Source organism: Microcella alkaliphila (genome assembly GCF_004216855.1).
GTDB lineage: Bacteria > Actinomycetota > Actinomycetes > Actinomycetales > Microbacteriaceae > Microcella > Microcella alkaliphila.
In genome coordinates this window covers 303,268-318,122 of sequence record NZ_SGXT01000013.1, presented here as the reverse complement: position 1 = coordinate 318,122, position 14,855 = coordinate 303,268, and the positions used below count along the sequence as shown (strand labels likewise).

13 protein-coding genes and 1 tRNA gene are annotated in these 14,855 nt (G+C 69.8%); 5 read left to right on the top strand and 9 right to left on the bottom strand.

Going from position 1 to position 14,855, the window contains the following annotated elements:
• Window positions 1–4 precede the first annotated feature (4 nt).
• A complete protein-coding gene (locus EV140_RS04895) occupies window positions 5–805 on the top strand; it encodes a hypothetical protein (RefSeq protein WP_130281618.1) in 801 nt (266 codons plus the stop codon).
• On the opposite strand, the gene EV140_RS04890 is transcribed toward EV140_RS04895, so the two are convergent.
• Together EV140_RS04890 and nudC are read right to left on the bottom strand one after the other, a co-directional pair.
• Window positions 774–2,519: an ATP-dependent helicase gene (locus EV140_RS04890; RefSeq protein ID WP_130281616.1), complete on the bottom strand. Its 1,746-nt coding sequence runs from the start codon at window positions 2,517–2,519 to the stop codon at window positions 774–776. The genes EV140_RS04895 and EV140_RS04890 overlap by 32 nt on opposite strands.
• Window positions 2,516–3,460 (bottom strand): NAD(+) diphosphatase, encoded by a 945-nt coding sequence (gene nudC, locus EV140_RS04885; protein WP_241971298.1) that lies wholly within the window; start codon window positions 3,458–3,460, stop codon window positions 2,516–2,518. The genes EV140_RS04890 and nudC overlap by 4 nt, the downstream gene beginning before the upstream one ends.
• A gap of 112 nt (window positions 3,461–3,572) precedes the next feature.
• On the opposite strand from nudC, the gene EV140_RS04880 reads away from it, so the two are divergent.
• Window positions 3,573–4,616, top strand: coding sequence for a phosphotransferase (locus tag EV140_RS04880; protein ID WP_130281612.1), 1,044 nt, complete (start codon window positions 3,573–3,575; stop codon window positions 4,614–4,616).
• Here the strand turns inward: EV140_RS04880 and EV140_RS04875 are convergent.
• From EV140_RS04875 to gabT, 5 genes are all read right to left on the bottom strand, one after another.
• Entirely contained in the window at window positions 4,569–5,285 is a 717-nt protein-coding gene (locus EV140_RS04875) for a gamma-glutamyl-gamma-aminobutyrate hydrolase family protein (protein WP_130281610.1), read from the bottom strand. The two genes, EV140_RS04880 and EV140_RS04875, sit on opposite strands and share 48 nt — an antisense overlap.
• A gap of 2 nt (window positions 5,286–5,287) precedes the next feature.
• Window positions 5,288–5,551: a sigma-70 RNA polymerase sigma factor region 4 domain-containing protein gene (locus tag EV140_RS04870; RefSeq protein ID WP_130281608.1), complete on the bottom strand. Its 264-nt coding sequence runs from the start codon at window positions 5,549–5,551 to the stop codon at window positions 5,288–5,290.
• A 35-nt stretch (window positions 5,552–5,586) separates the two neighbouring features.
• Window positions 5,587–7,134, bottom strand: a complete 1,548-nt coding sequence (locus tag EV140_RS04865) for an APC family permease (protein ID WP_130281606.1) — start codon at window positions 7,132–7,134, stop codon at window positions 5,587–5,589.
• Window positions 7,135–7,456: 322 nt separating this feature from the next.
• A complete protein-coding gene (locus EV140_RS04860; RefSeq protein WP_130281604.1) occupies window positions 7,457–8,917 on the bottom strand; it encodes an NAD-dependent succinate-semialdehyde dehydrogenase in 1,461 nt (486 codons plus the stop codon).
• A 54-nt stretch (window positions 8,918–8,971) separates the two neighbouring features.
• A complete protein-coding gene (gene gabT, locus EV140_RS04855; RefSeq protein WP_338418536.1) occupies window positions 8,972–10,324 on the bottom strand; it encodes a 4-aminobutyrate--2-oxoglutarate transaminase in 1,353 nt (450 codons plus the stop codon).
• Window positions 10,325–10,474: 150 nt separating this feature from the next.
• On the opposite strand from gabT, the gene EV140_RS04850 reads away from it, so the two are divergent.
• Window positions 10,475–12,031 carry a PucR family transcriptional regulator gene (locus tag EV140_RS04850; protein WP_130281602.1) on the top strand — a complete coding sequence of 519 codons (1,557 nt, stop codon included), beginning with the start codon at window positions 10,475–10,477 and terminating at the stop codon, window positions 12,029–12,031.
• A gap of 198 nt (window positions 12,032–12,229) precedes the next feature.
• Window positions 12,230–12,311, top strand: a tRNA-Leu gene (locus tag EV140_RS04845).
• 29 nt (window positions 12,312–12,340) lie between these two features.
• Here the strand turns inward: EV140_RS04845 and EV140_RS04840 are convergent.
• The gene (locus EV140_RS04840) at window positions 12,341–12,742 is read right to left on the bottom strand and encodes a hypothetical protein (protein WP_130281600.1); all 402 of its coding nucleotides are present in this window, start codon (window positions 12,740–12,742) and stop codon (window positions 12,341–12,343) included.
• A 242-nt stretch (window positions 12,743–12,984) separates the two neighbouring features.
• On the opposite strand from EV140_RS04840, the gene EV140_RS04835 reads away from it, so the two are divergent.
• Complete coding sequence (locus EV140_RS04835) at window positions 12,985–13,617, top strand: hypothetical protein (protein WP_130281597.1); 633 nt, start codon at window positions 12,985–12,987, stop codon at window positions 13,615–13,617.
• A gap of 60 nt (window positions 13,618–13,677) precedes the next feature.
• On the opposite strand, the gene EV140_RS04830 is transcribed toward EV140_RS04835, so the two are convergent.
• Window positions 13,678–14,772 carry an alkene reductase gene (locus tag EV140_RS04830; RefSeq protein ID WP_130281595.1) on the bottom strand — a complete coding sequence of 365 codons (1,095 nt, stop codon included), beginning with the start codon at window positions 14,770–14,772 and terminating at the stop codon, window positions 13,678–13,680.
• Window positions 14,773–14,855: the final 83 nt, after the last annotated feature.

Sequence of the window (14,855 nt, the reverse complement as noted above, 5' to 3'; positions counted from 1 at the left end):
CGCCATGATCCTCCGACTCGACCCGCGCAGAGCCCTCGTCTGGCGTGACCCGCACACCGTTCAGTTGGGCGTCGACCCGGTCGTCGCGGTGATCGACGACATCGGTGACGGCGAGGCTCGCCTGCTCGGGGCGCTCGCGACCGGCGTCACTCGCGACGGGCTCGACGTGCTCGCCGAACTCGCCGGAGTGCGTCTCGACCGGGTCGAGCGGCTCGTGGCGGCCATTCAGCCGGCGCTCGCTCCCCCGCCCGAGCCGGTGGCTCGACCGCGCGTCGCCGTCGTCGGTGCGGTTCCGGCCACCGCGCGCATTGCGGGGCTGCTCGCCAGCGCCGGCTTTCGCGTCGTCACGGGTGCGACCGGCGAGGCACTCGATACCGCGGGTATCGCCGCAGCGGTGCTCGTCAGCCACCACGTGGTCGACCCGCTCGAACACCTGCGGTGGCTGAACCGCGACCTCCTGCACGTGCCCGTCGTGTTCGGCGAGCTGGCCGTGACGATCGGCCCGCTCGTCGACCCCGGCCTCACCCCGTGCATCGCCTGCGTCGAGCAGCAGCGCACCGACGCCGACCCCGCCTGGGCGGCAATCAGCCCGCAGTTGTGGCGCACAAGGGCCTCGGCCGACACCGAGTTGGCCGCGACCGAGGCGGCACTCGAGGTCGTGCGCATGCTCGCCGAGCGTGCCACGCACCAGGTGCGCCTCGACACGGAGACGGGCGCACGCACCGAGCGCACCTGGCAGCCATCGCCGCGCTGCGGCTGCCGTGGGCTGGAGCTCAGCGGCGTGACGCCGATCGCGGCGGGCTGAGCTCCGCCAGGAAGCGGCTCGGCGCGCGCTCTCCGCGCGAGTTCGCGCCGGTCGCCGCCCACGACAGGTCGAGCGTGCGTCGCGCGCGAGTCACGCCCACGTAGAGCAGGCGCCGCTCCTCGTCGAGTGCCGCCAGGTCGGTGCCCGCGTAGCTGATCGGCACGAGGCCCTCCGACAGGCCGACGATGTGAACGTGGTCCCACTCGAGGCCCTTCGCGGCGTGCAGGGTTGACAGCGTGACCGCCGAGATCGTGGGCGCGTGCTGCTGCTCGGCGCGGGCGCGCAGCTCGTCGACGAACTGGGCGAGGGTCGTCCCGGCGGGCGCCTCCTCGGCGAGCGCCAGCAGCGCGTTGAGCGCATCCCACCGCGCGCGTTCGGCCCCGCCGCCGGTCGGCGGGTCCTGCCGCCAGCCGAGACCCCGAAGCACGTCGCTGACGCTCTTGAACAGCGGCTCATCGCCGACGGCGACGGAGGCGCCGCGCAGCAGCATGAGCGCCTGGCGAACCTCGGGCTGGTCGAAGTAGCGGCTGTTCGCGCGAGACTGCACGGGGATGCCCTGCCGGCGCAAGGCCGCCTCGAGGGCGATCGACTGGGTGTTGATGCGGTACAGCACGGCGATCGATTCCGGTGCGGCGCCGTCGGCGATGCGCTGGGCAACCTGCTCGGCGACATACGCCGCTTCGGCTGCGTCGTCGGCGTGACCCCGGATGCTCGGGGCAGCACCGCGCGCCCGCGTCCCCTCCACGCCGTTGTCGCCATCAGCCCCCGGCGTCGCTGCCCGCAACGTCAGGGCGCCGGGCCGACCGCGCATGAGCCGGTTCGCGGTGTCGACGATCGCGGGCGTCGACCGGTAGTTGTCTTCCAGCCGCACGATGGCGGCCTCGGGAAATTCGGTGCCGAATCGCACGAGATAGTCGCTCGTGGCGCCCGTGAACGAGTAGATCGTCTGCGAGGCGTCGCCGACGACACACAGTTCGCGCCTGCCGCCGAGCCACAGCATGAGCAGGTCGTGCTGCAGCGGCGAGACGTCCTGATACTCGTCGACGACGAAGAAGCGGTACTGCTCGCGCACCTGCTCGGCGACGCGCGGTTCGTTTTCGAGCATCCCGGCGGTGGCGAGCAGCACGTCCTCGAAATCGATCTGGCGGCGCTCGTCCTTCACGTCTTCGTAGCGGCGCTGCAGGTCGACGACCTGCTCGACCGTGAGGCCGCCCGGCATGCTGCGGCTCGGCGCCCGGGTCGCATACTGCTCGATCGACAGCCGGCTGACCTTGCGCCACTCGATCTCGGCGGCGAGATCGCGCAGGGCGGCTGTGTCGACGCTGATGCGCAGCGACTGCGCGGCTTGGCCGAGCAGCGGGCCCTTGCCGTCGAGCACGCGGGGCGGGGAGCCGCCGACGACCGTCGGCCAGAAGTAGGAAAGCTGGCGCAGCGCCGCCGAGTGGAAGGTGCGGGCCGCGACCCCCTCGGCGCCGAGCGCGCGCAACCGACCGAGCAATTCACCGGCCGCGCGGGTCGTGAAGGTGAGCGCCATCACGCGGCGCGGGTCGTACGCCCCCGTCGATACGCCGTAGGCGATGCGGTGGGTGATCGCGCGGGTCTTGCCGGTGCCGGCGCCCGCGAGCACGCAGACGGGCCCGATGAGGGCCTCGGCGACCTCCCGTTGCCGGTCGTCGAGCTGGGCGAGCAGGCGGTCGGCCGTGACGGTCGTCATGCGTCGAGCGGCCCGCCGAACCAGTCCTCAATGATCGCGCGGGCGATCGAGGTGCGGCTCGGCAGCACGATGTCGGGCAGACTCGCGGCGAGCTCGTCGCGGCTGAACCAGCGCAGGTCGAGAATTTCGGTGCCGTCGGGGCGCAGCGTGGCTGCCTGCGCGGGGTCGAGGCTCGCGCGGAATCCCAGCATCAGAGACGCGGGGAACGGCCACGGCTGCGAGCCGACGTACTGCGGGTCGACGACGCGCAAACCCGACTCTTCGAAGACTTCCCGCACGACCGCGGCCTCGAGCGACTCCCCCGGTTCGACGAACCCGGCGAGCAGCGAGAACCGATTCGACTCCCACTGCGCGTTTGAGCCAAGGACGAGTCGGTCACGCTCATCGGTGACCCCCACGATGATGGCGGCGTCGGTGCGGGGGAAGATCTCGCGGCCCGTCTCGACGTCCACGCGCACCCAGCCGGCTCGGCCTGGTTCCGTCGCGTTTCCGGTGCGCGGCGAGAACTGGTGCGAGGCGTGCCAATTGGCGATGCCGAGAGCCTCAATGGCGAGCCCCGCATCGCGATCGCAGAGCTGGTGCCCGAACGTGCGGGGGTTGCCCCAGCGCACCATGTCGGAGGCCAACGTCTGCCCCGTGGCGTCGTCGACAACCACCGCCACAATGGGCGACCCGGCAGGGATCCCGCCGTCCGGGTCGTCGTCGACCGTGCGGCCGAGATAGATGCGCAGAGCGTCGGAAGGCACCCGGTCGGGCGTGAGGAACTCGAGGGCGGGCTCCTGTGTGGGGGTCAGCAGCACCTCTCCGCGCCACAGCGCAAGGACGCGCGTGCGAGCATCCGCCCACAGTTCATCGAATACGTGCGGTCGCTCGCGCGTCGCGTTGTCGCGATCGATGCGGTAGCGCGACAGCGGCAGCCGACCGGTGAGCGAGCGAAGCACTAGGCCTCCAGGGTGGACGTGACGACGAGCGACGATAACCCTACGCCCGCTGACCCGAGAGAACGTGTGGCGAACGACGCGCTCGGGCGCCTGCGCACCTACCCTGGTGGGCATGGCCAGGACACCGCTCACTCTCGCCGCGCTCGCCACGGCGGCCGTGCCCGGCCTCGACGTCGTGAAAGCCGAGCGCCTCGGCACGGCCGGCGGCGACGCCGACGTCGCCGTGCTGTCGGCGCGCGACGGGCGCACGCTCATCATGCGGCTCCCGCGCACACCGGCCGGCGAGCAGCAGCAGTCGGCCGAGCTGGTCGCCCTGCGCGCCCTGAGCGACGGGGTGCGAAACCGGCTGCCGTTTGCCGTGCACCGCATCCTCGGCACAACGATCGTCGACGGCACCCGCGCGGTCGTTACCGACTACCTCGACGGCGCTGCTCTGCAGTTGCAGCGGATCACGCCCGGCCAGGCCGCCTCGATCGGGCGGGCCGTCGCCGCCGTGCACGCGCTGCCCACCAGCGTCGTCGGCGATGTGGGACTGCCGCAGTGGCGCCCCGTCGACGTCGTGCGCGAAGCCGTCGCCACCCTCGACCGCGCCGCCGCAACCGGGCTCGTACCGGCATCCCTGCTCACCCGCTGGGAGGCGGCGACGGAAGACCAGTCGCTGTGGCAGTTCACGCCCACCGTCATCAACGGTTCGCTCTCGGCCGGCTCACTGCTCGCCGTCGGCGAGACCGTCACTGGGATGCTCGGATGGTCGCGCCTGCAGGTCGGCGACCCCGCGCGCGACCTGTTCTGGATCCTCGGCTCGGCCGATCCAGCCGTGCCCGAGGCGGCGCTCGACGCCTACACCCACGCCCGCGGCGTCAATGACCGTCAGGTGGGCAAGCGTGCCGCATTCGCGGCAGAACTCGAGGTGGCTCGCTGGTTGCTGCACGGCACCGACCAGCGGTCGACGGAGATCGTCGACGACGCCGTCGAGATGCTGCACGCGCTGCTCGACCGGGTCGGCGGCGACGTCATGCACCCTCTCGCGGAGAGTGTCGACCCCGAACGCCGCAGCGGCAGCCTCACCGAGGCCATCGACCTCGCCGACGGAGGGCTCGCCGAGCGCTCAGTGCGCGAGTCGGGCGTCGGCAGCGTCGACGAGGGCCGCGAATAACCGCAGGTCGTCGGGCGACTCCTCAGGGTGCCACTGCACGGCCACCCCGAACGTCATTCCGTCGACGTCGACAGCCTGAATAACGGCGTCGTCGCCGCGCGCGCTCACGGTGAGGCCGTCAGCAACCCGATCGATGGCCTGGTGGTGGTAGCTCTTCACGGTGACGCGGTCCCCCACGATCGATGCGAGGCGCGACCCCGGCTCGGTGATCGCCGGGTTGTCGGCGAACACCGCGCCTCCATAGCTGTAGCGGTTCGAGCCGATCACGTCGGGCAGGTGCTGAATGAGCGTGCCGCCGAGCGCCACGTTCAGGATCTGCAGCCCGCGGCAGATGCCGAGGAACGGCAGATCGCGCTCGATCGCGCCACGCACGAGGGCGATCTCCCACTGGTCGCGATCGGGCCGCGGGGCGTCGTTTTCCGGATGCGGTTCCTGGCCGTAGAGGCGAGCATCCACGTCTTTGCCGCCGGTGACGATGAGACCGTCGATCGCGTCGAGGACGCGAGAGACAGCATCCAGGGTCGGCGGTTGCGGCGGCAGCGCAACGAACGCCGCCCCCGTGCCGACGACGCAATCGGAATAGACGCGCGGCAGAACCGCCGCAGGACGGTCCCACAGGCCCATGGCGGCCTGCTCCATGTATGAGCTGAGGCCGATCAGCACCGTCATCGCTAGCCGGCCTGCGCGGTGCGGCGCAGGATGATCGCCTTGCCCCGCTGAACGATGCGCACGAGCTCGGGCTGGCGGATGCCCAGCTCCTGCGACACGTCAGAGTAAGTGCGCCCGTCGACGAGGATGCCCGTCATGCCCGCACGCAGATCGCTCGGCAGCGCGGCGATCTCGGCGACCAGACGGTCACGATCGATCGCCGCGAACGCCTCATCGTCGATCGGATGCTCGGCGGTGACGTCGAGATCGAACGTGTCGTTGGCCATGACGGGCTCCTCGTCGAATCGGGGGTGGGGGCAGGTTAGCTCGCGAAGTCCTTCACGAGCTGCTCGTTCTTCGGGCGGACCGCCGAAACGACGAAACCGACCACGAGCGAGATGAACGGCACCAGCACGAGGAACCAGCCGAGCGGGTTGAGCAGCCAGGCACTCTCGGGCAGAGACGGGTCAACGTCGGCCGGGGCCGTGCCGGCGAGCAGGTTGAAGCGCGACATCAGCAGGTACAGGCCGAGCGCGAGCACGACGGCGCTGAGCGCGGGGGCGATCTTCGTCGACCACAGGCCGCCGTCGCCCCGCTTCACGAAGTGCCGGATGACCGCGATGCTCACGAGGATCTCGACCGTGACGATCGCGATCACCGTGATCGAGCTCATCCAGAAGAACAGGTTGAGCACGGGGTCGAGGCCCGTCGCGGCGAAGACGATCATGACGAGCGCAGCGAGCGCCGAGACGACGATGACGCCGCCCACGGGCGCGCCCTGGGAGTTCGTCGCCGCGAGGCGCTTCGGCAGCACTCCCCCGCGGCCCATCGCGAAGAAGTAGCGTGCGGCGGCGTTCTGGAAGGCCAGGAGGCCTGCGAAGAGGCTCGTGATCACGAGGATCGCCATGGGCAAGATGAGCCAGCCGCCAACGTACTGCTCGGCGAGGCTGAACAGAACCCCCTCGGGAGCCTCGAGGCCGTTCGAGCGCTCGAGCACCTCGTCGACGACACCGCTTGCGCCGAGGCCGGTTACGACGCCGAAGGAGACGATCGCGAATAGCACGCTGATGACGGCGATCGCGACGTAGGTCGCGAGGGGGACGGTGCGCTTCGGATCCTTGGACTCCTCGCCGTAGATCGCTGTGGCCTCGAACCCGATGAAGCTCGCAAAGGCGAAGGCCAGCGCGATGCCCGCAGTGCCGGCGAAGCCGCCCGCGAGCACCGCGACGGGGCTGAACGAAGCGGCAAAGTCGATGCCCTCGGGGCCGCCGCTGCCGAGAGAGGCGATCCCGACGATCAGGAGCACGAGGATCTCGAGCGTCAGCAGCACGCCCAGCACCTTGGCGCCGATGTCGACGCTGAGGAGCGACAGCCCGGTGACAAGCACCCAGCCGAGCAGTGACCACACGTACCACGGCAGCTCGACGCCGAGCTCGGCCATCGTGCCGCCCATCACGGCGCCGAAGAAGCCGTAGATGGCGAGCTGGATGGTGACATAGGCGACGACCGCGGTGAACGCGCTGGCGACGCCCGCGTTGACGCCGAGGCCCTTGCCGACGTAGGCGAAGAAGGCGCCCGTGTTGGTCATCGTGCGACTCATGGCGGCGTAGCCGACCGTGAAAAGCAGCAAGGTGAGGCCGACGGCGAGGTAGGCGCCGGGGACGGCCGCTCCGTTGCCGAGCACCATGGCGACCGGCACGGCACCGGTCATGCCGATGAGCGGCGCGGAGGCCGCGACGACGAAGAAGACGATGCCGACGACGCCGATGCGGCCGCGCTTCAGTGCGCTGCCGCCCGTAGTGCTGCTAGCGCTGTCGGCAGCATGAGCGCTCCGGGACGGGGACGAGGTGGGGGTGGATTGATCGGACATGGGTATTCCCGGACTCCTCATTGAGTGGAAAGGTCGTTCGGATCAAAACGACTTGGGTACAGAGTGCTGGATGCACGAGACCGCGTCAAGCAGAAACGACGAGCAGCTGTTCACGCGCGAGTCCCCGCTACACCGTCACTGTGGTGCAATACTGCGCGTTCGAACGCGAGGTGTTGCACCAAATGCGCGGGGTTGAGGGTGGGAATGGCCGAGCGCGGCCACGCCGGGGTTGGGTGGGGAACGTTCGGGCCGCCGCGGCAAGAGAGATCCGTCGCCGGGCGGCCACCACAGCGCCCGGCGACGGAAACTTGAGTGCGTGCGACTAAGCGCGCGGCACGAAGGTGTACTTCGTGGTCAGGTACTCCTCGATGCCCTCGAACGAGCCCTCACGGCCAATGCCCGACTGCTTGACGCCGCCGAAGGGGGCGGCCGCGTTCGAGATAACGCCGGCGTTCAAGCCCATCATGCCGGTCTGCAGCTTCTCGATCATGCGCATGCCGCGGTTCAGGTCCTGCGTGTAGACGTAACTCACGAGGCCGTACTCCGTGTCGTTGGCGAGGCGCACCGCCTCGTCCTCCGTGTCGAACGGGACGATCGCGAGGACCGGGCCGAAGATTTCCTCTTTCAGGAGACGAGCATCCGGGGTCACGTCGGTGAGGACGGTCGCCGGGTAGTACGAGCCGGCACCCTCGGGGATCGAGCCGCCCACGCGGATCGTCGCTCCCTTGCTGGCGGCGTCGCTCACCAGCTCGTGCGAACCCTCGACGGCGTTGTCGTCGACCAGCGGGCCGATCTGCACGCCGTCTTCGGTTCCGCGGCCCATCTTCATCGCCTGCACGCGCTCGGCGATACGGCGCGAGAACTCGTCGGCGATGCTGCGGTGGACCAGGAAGCGGTTTGCCGCCGTGCAGGCCTGGCCGATGTTGCGGAACTTGGCGAGCAACGCGCCGTCGACCGACTTGTCGAGGTCAGCATCCTCGAACACGACGAAGGGGGCGTTGCCGCCGAGCTCCATCGAAGTGCGCAGGATGCCGTCGGCGGCCTGCTTCATCAGCTGACGGCCCACAGGCGTCGAGCCGGTGAAGCTCAGCTTGCGCAGGCGCGGGTCGCCGATGATCTCGGCCGACAGGGCGCGGCTTTCGGACGTCGTGACGACGTTGACGACGCCCTTCGGCAGCCCCGCGTCGACAAGCGTCTGCGCAAAGTAGAGGGTCGTGAGCGGCGTGAGTGCGGCGGGCTTCACGACGCTGACGCAGCCGGCGGCGATCGCCGGGGCGATCTTGCGGGTCGCCATCGCAAGCGGGAAGTTCCACGGGGTGATGAGGAACGACGGGCCGACGGGGGCCTTTGAGGTGACGATCGTGCCGGTGCCCTCGGGGTTCGACCCGAAGCGGCCGTGAATGCGCACGGCCTCCTCGCTGAACCAGCGCAGGAACTCGTTGCCGTACCCCACCTCACCACGCGCCTCGGCGAGCGGCTTCCCCATCTCGAGCGTCATGAGCAGGGCGAATTCGTCAGTGCGCTCGCGCACCAGCTCGAACGCGCGACGCAGAATCTCGCCCCGCTCGCGGGGCGCCGTGGCCGCCCATTCGTCCTGAACCGCGACGGCAGCATCCAGGGCGCGCACGCCGTCGGCGACCGACGCGTCGGCGATGTCGACGAGCGTCTCACCCGTCGACGGGTCATTGACGGCCAGGGTTCGCCCGTTCTCGGCGGCCACCCACTCGCCGCCGATGAACAGCTGCGTGGGCACCTTCGCGAGGAGGTCGGATTCAGAGATCATGGTCGCTTTCCGTGGGTCAGATCGGGATGCTCGGGGAGCGGTCGAGATGCGGCGTCAGTTCGCGGCGAGCGCGTCGGCGATGACCGTGAGGCCCTCGCGCAGCAGCTCGTCGGTGATCGACAGCGGCGGCAGCAGGCGGAACACGTTTCCGTCGGTGCCACAGGTGAGCACGATGACGCCGGCCGCGTGGCAGGCCTTCGCGACGCGCTGCGTGAGGGCGGCGTCGGGCTTGCCGTCGGCGTCGATGAGCTCGATCGCCATCATGGCGCCGCGCCCGCGCACGTCGCCGACTCGCGGGTCGCGCGACTTCATGGCGGTGAGCTCGGCGTGGAGGATCGCGCCGATTTCGTGCGCGCGCTCGAGCAGGTTGCCCTCCTCGTACGCCTTCAGCGCGCCGAGCGCGGCCGCGGTGGCGATGGGGTTGCCACCGTAGGTGCCGCCGAGGCCGCCGACGTGCGGGGCGTCCATGATGTCCTGGCGACCCACGACCGCGGCGAGCGGCAGGCCACCGGCGATGCCCTTGGCGAGGGTCATCATGTCGGGCACGACGCCCTCGTCCTCGCTGGCGAACATCTGGCCGGTGCGGGCAAAGCCCGTTTGCACCTCGTCGGCGATGAAGACGACGTTGTTGTCGTTCGCCCACTTCTGCAGGGCGGGCAGGAATCCCTTCGCGGGAACAATGAAGCCACCCTCACCCTGAATGGGCTCGATGATGATCGCGGCGAGACGGTCGGCGCCGATCTGCTTCTCCATCGTGTGGATGGCGCGGGCAGCCGCCTCTTCGCCCGAGAGGCCGTCGCGGAAGGGGTACGACATCGGCGCGCGGTACACGTCGGGGGCGAATGGGCCGAAGCCGCTCTTGTAGGGCATGGCCTTCGCGGTGAGCGCCATGGTGAGGTTCGTGCGGCCGTGGTAGCCGTGGTCGAACGCGACGACGCCCGACTTACCGGTGTAATAGCGCGCGATCTTGATGGCGTTCTCGACGGCCTCGGCGCCCGAGTTGAACAGCGCGGTGCGCTTGTCGTGGTCGCCCGGGGTGATCGCGTTCAGCTTCTCGGCCAGCTCGACGTAGCCGTCGTATGGGGTCACCATGAAGCACGTGTGCGTGAAGCGCTGCACCTGCTCGATGACGGCCTGTGCGACGTGCGGGTCGGCGTTGCCGACGTTGGTGACGGCGATGCCGCTCCCCATGTCGATGAGGCTGTTGCCGTCGACGTCGACGATGACGCCGCCGCCCGCGGCGACCGCGTAGACGGGCATCATGGTGCCGACCGAGGCGGACACGGCGGCGTTCTTGCGCTCGATGAGCTCCTGCGACTTCGGGCCGGGGATCGCCGTGACGAGGCGACGCTCCTGGGGAAGCGAGGGGCCGCCGGTGACGGTCGGGCCTGCAGTGGTCATGCTCATGACGGTGTCCTCTCGAATCGAGTGAGCCCCACGGTAGCGAGCCGCGCATCCGTCTTGCCTATCCAGCTTGTACACTTCGGATGCACGCGCCCGCCACCGTGGACACCGGCGGCTGCGCGCATCCCTTTTTTCTCCCGCCGGAGGGCCGCCATGCCGATCACGCTGACGTCGATGCTCGAGCGCCGTGAGCTCGGGCTGAGCACCGTTTGGGTTGACGACGAGGCCGCGGCCCGCCCGTGGAGTTGGGTGCACTCCAGCGACCTCGCCGACCCGTCCCCCTTTCTGTCTCGCGGCGACGCGCTATTGACCACCGGCACGCAGTGGCGCGACGACGCCGACATCGCCCCCTGGGTCGAGCGCCTGGCCGCGGTCGGGGTTCCGGCGATCGGCTTCGGCACGGAGGTGTTTCGCGACGGCACGCCCGACGCCCTCACCGCCGCGTGCCGGGCGCACGCTATCGCCCTGTTCGAGGTGCCGTACCGCACCCCCTTCATCGCCGTCATCCGCACGGTCGCCGACCTCGACGCGAGCGAACGCTTCGCCCGCGTGCGCTTCACCCTCGACGCACAGCGCGCCATCGCCCTCGCGGCCCTGCGACCCGACGGCCTCGCCGCCGCCCTCACTGAACTGGAGCGCCGCGTCGGCGGCCCCGTCGCCCTCATCGGCAGCGACGGCCGCGTCGCCGTCGGCCACCGGCCCGGCCGCGTCGCCCTCGACACCGCCCGGCGGATGCTCGCCGACGGTCGCCGCGCCGCCGTCGTCATCGACGGGGTCACCCTGCAAACCATCGGACGCCCCGACGCGCTGCGCGGCGTGCTCGCCGTCGGCGGCGCCGGCCACGACGACGCCACCCGCGCCGTCGTCACGAGCGTCGTCGCCATGGTCGGCCTCGCCCTCGAGCAGGAGCGGCGCCTCGCCCGAACCCTCGATGACCTGCGCGCCGAGCTGCTGTCGGCCCTCGTGCGCGGCGAGCGCGAGCTGGTCGCCACCACGCTGCGGGCACTCGGCGGCGGCATCCCCGACGAGCCGCTCGCGGTGGCCGTCATCGATCCGGCCTCCGGTCGACGGGAGGCTCTGCTCGACCTGCTGGGGGCGCGGGCGCGCGGGGAGGCGTCGGTGACGGGGGGCGAGCTTCCGGGGTCTCGGGGCCGCGAGCGCGGAAGCGAGCGCTCGGTGTTCCACGCCCGCGACGGCGCGCGCGTCGTCGTGCTCGCCGACAGCGAGCGCATCGACGAACTGCTGCCCGAGCTCGTCGAGCAGTCGCGCGGTACCGCCGGGGTCGTGCGCCGCGTGCGCTGGGAGCGCCTCGAGCAGGCCATCGATGACGCTGCCCGCGCCGCCGACCGCATGGCCGAGCGGGTCGGCGCGGACGCGGCCGCCCCTGACCGCATCCTGGATGCAGCGGCGCTGCGCGACGACGGCATGCTCACGCGGCTCGCGGGGGCGGATGCGCGGCGCACCGCCGAAGTGATGCTCGCGCCGCTCGACAGCCACGACGCCGACAGCGGGGATGCTCTGGTCGCCACACTCGCGGCATGGCTCGGTGCCGACGCGGTCGCCGAGCAGGCCGCCGCAGTCTTGGGTGTGCACCGTCACACCGTGCGGGCCCGGGTGCGGCGGGCCGAGCAGCTGCTCGGGCGCGACCTCGGGGCGTTCCCGGCCAGGGCAGAACTGTGGGCGGCGTTGGTCGCGGCCGGGCGCGCGTAAGGGATTTGGGCACCGAACAACCACGGCGCGAGCTTGAAACCGACTCGGCCGGTGCTTACTGTTTGATCACCACACCTGGTTGACTCCGGTCAGCCAGGCCCGACGGCCTCCGCAAGGGGGCCGTCTTTGTGTTCGCGGCAGTTGCCGCATGCCTTCCGAACCTGCCAACGGCCGGCGCTCAGTAGACTTGCGGCGCCAGCGGGAGTGGTGAAATTGGCAGACACGCAGGATTTAGGTTCCTGTGCCTTCGGGCGTGAGGGTTCAAGTCCCTCCTTCCGCACGGTCTACCGACGCGCGGCGACGCGTGGGCTAGCCAGCGCGAACGAGTTCAATGACATCGTTCGGGCTCTCGCTCGTCGGCAGCGCGACGACAACGACGTCTGTCTGTAGCGCCTCCACGACTCGAACGGCCGAGAGCATGTCATCGCCGATCTTGACAACGAGGCGCGTCTCCAGCCCCGTGGCTACGACCTGCTCAGTCAACTCGGCGAGCACCGCGGCCCCATCACTGGTGAGCGTTAGAGCGATCGCGTTCTGGCCACCCTCATCAACGGCGACGGCATCGATAACACCGACTCGTTCGAAGTCGGACGGGAGGATCACGCTATCGCCCGCCGATGCGGTGCACCCATCGACGGCGGTGTCTACGCAGGCATCCGCGATCGCCAACTCGATGGAGCCTGCCGAGGACGAACCTGCGCCCGGTGACATGGGCTCAATGCTCGTGCATGCACTGAGCGCCAACAGGGCCGTGCCAGCCACCACTGCGATTCGCGACCGTCGACCTGACAGGCGGTTTTCAGCTCGACGCATCTGGCGGTCATCCATAAGGTCCAGCCTGTCACGAGCGCCCCTCATGTCACAACAACAATTCGCACGATCAGAATCACAACTCAGTGACGGACCGACGATTTCGGTCCGCCACGCACCAATACGTCTGTCACCATCGACCCATGACACCTGAGCGCTCCTTACGGGCCAGCATGTGGGTCGTCACTATCGCCGCCGTCCTCTCGCTAGCCGCCACACCGTTGCTTGCCTCGCTTGCCGGCGAACCTCAGATCGACTGCCAGGGCCTGCCGTCGCCCGAGGCAGACACAGCGTGTATCGACTCGCCGTCCAACCGGCTTGCAGCAGTGGCGCTCCTCGTCACTATTCAGCTCCTGTGTGTGATCGCGACCGTGTCGGTGAGCCGAGCGGTGACGCAATCCGCGGTCGGTTATCGCGCGCTCCTGGCGTGCGGGGTAGGAGCGTTCGCGCCCGTCGGAAGTGCCGTAGTTCTTGCAAGCACGATGGATCTTGCGATCGGTGATGCTGCCGCTCTTGCAATGTGGTCCATAGCTAGCGCCGTAACATGCCTTGTCTTCTCCGCCATGGGCATAGCCGTCGTCGCAGTTCAAAAACTCTTCGCTGCCATCGGAGTGTGCGCCGCGCTCGCCGCCGCAGCAATCAATCCCGCGGTGGCCGCACCTGTGTTGCTGGCGGTGGGCTCTGTTGTCGGATGGTTTATCGCGGCTCGCGGCACGACGGCCAGCCAGACCGCCCGAGAAAGCACGTCCGTGGCGACATCGCCTGCCAGCCGTTAAGAACGGCGCCCTCCCCCGCGTCATCGCAGAAGAGGGCACCGTGTCTGTGAAGCGCGAGAACTACGCGGCCGCCTCGTCGTCAGCCTCGGCGAGTGTCGGGTAGTCGGTGTAGCCCGTCGCGTCGCCGCCGTAGAACGTGGCCGGGTCGGCCTCGTTGAACGGGGCACCGGTCTTCAGACGCTCGACCACGTCAGGGTTCGCGAGGGCGAACTGGCCGAGCGGGGCGATGTCGGCGAGGCCCGCGTTGATCTCGTCGGCGATCTGCTCGCGAGTGCGGCCGTAGCGCAGCACCAGCAGCGTGTTCGGCCACGCCCTGCGGATCTTCTCCAGCAGCACGTCGTCGCCGCCGTGGTGCAGGTGCAGGTAGACGAGGTCGAGCTTCGCGAGCTCGCCCACGAGGTGCAGGTACTGCTCGCGAACCTCTTCGACCGAGCCCTCGTCGAGGCCGCCGAGAGGCATTCCGGGAGAGATGCGGATGCCGGTGCGGTCGGCGCCGATCGCCTCAGCGACGGCCTTCGTCACCTCAACGATGAAGCGCGAACGGTTCTCGACCGATCCGCCGTACTGGTCGTCGCGCACGTTGGCGTTCGGGGCGAGGAACTGGTGGCCGAGGTAGCCGTTCGCGGCGTGAATCTCGACACCGTCGGCACCGGCCTCGACGGCCGACTTCGCGGCGTGCACGAACTCGGCGATGACGTCGGCAATCTCCTCGGTTGCGAGCGCGCGCGGCTCGGGGGCGGGCTGCATGCCCGCCGCCGTAAACATGTCGACGCCCGGGGCGATCGCCGAGGGGGCGACCGGCTGGCGGTGGTGCGGCGTGTTGTCGGGGTGCGACATGCGGCCCACGTGCATCAGCTGAATGAACAGGTAGCCGCCACCGGCGTGAATCGCGTCGGCGGTCTCGCGCCAGCCCGCGACGTGTGCATCCGTGTAGATGCCGGGGGTGTTCAGGTAGCCCTGACCGTCATCCGACGGCTGCGTGCCCTCCGAAATGATCAGCCCCAGGGATGCGCGCTGGCCGTAATACTCGGCGGCGAGCGCACCCGGCGTACCGTCCGCGTTGGCACGGCTGCGCGTCATCGGCGCCATCGCGAGGCGGTGCGGGAGGTCCATGCGGCCGACGGTGATCGGCTGCCAGAGGGAGTCCAAAGACATAGCGGTATCGCTTTCTGTACATCGGGGAACAGCGGAAACGGGCGGGCAGCGACGATGTCGCCGCGACCGCCCGTGGCCAATAA

Coding starts and splice junctions, on each gene's coding strand:
- EV140_RS04895 (WP_130281618.1), top strand. CDS start 5: ATGATCCTCCGACTCGACCCGCGCAGAGCCCTCGTCTGGCGTGACCCG.
- EV140_RS04890 (WP_130281616.1), bottom strand. CDS start 2,519: ATGACGACCGTCACGGCCGACCGCCTGCTCGCCCAGCTCGACGACCGG.
- EV140_RS04880 (WP_130281612.1), top strand. CDS start 3,573: ATGGCCAGGACACCGCTCACTCTCGCCGCGCTCGCCACGGCGGCCGTG.
- EV140_RS04875 (WP_130281610.1), bottom strand. CDS start 5,285: ATGACGGTGCTGATCGGCCTCAGCTCATACATGGAGCAGGCCGCCATG.
- EV140_RS04870 (WP_130281608.1), bottom strand. CDS start 5,551: ATGGCCAACGACACGTTCGATCTCGACGTCACCGCCGAGCATCCGATC.
- EV140_RS04865 (WP_130281606.1), bottom strand. CDS start 7,134: ATGTCCGATCAATCCACCCCCACCTCGTCCCCGTCCCGGAGCGCTCAT.
- EV140_RS04860 (WP_130281604.1), bottom strand. CDS start 8,917: ATGATCTCTGAATCCGACCTCCTCGCGAAGGTGCCCACGCAGCTGTTC.
- gabT (WP_338418536.1), bottom strand. CDS start 10,324: ATGAGCATGACCACTGCAGGCCCGACCGTCACCGGCGGCCCCTCGCTT.
- EV140_RS04850 (WP_130281602.1), top strand. CDS start 10,475: ATGCCGATCACGCTGACGTCGATGCTCGAGCGCCGTGAGCTCGGGCTG.
- EV140_RS04840 (WP_130281600.1), bottom strand. CDS start 12,742: ATGTCACCGGGCGCAGGTTCGTCCTCGGCAGGCTCCATCGAGTTGGCG.
- EV140_RS04835 (WP_130281597.1), top strand. CDS start 12,985: ATGACACCTGAGCGCTCCTTACGGGCCAGCATGTGGGTCGTCACTATC.
- EV140_RS04830 (WP_130281595.1), bottom strand. CDS start 14,772: ATGTCTTTGGACTCCCTCTGGCAGCCGATCACCGTCGGCCGCATGGAC.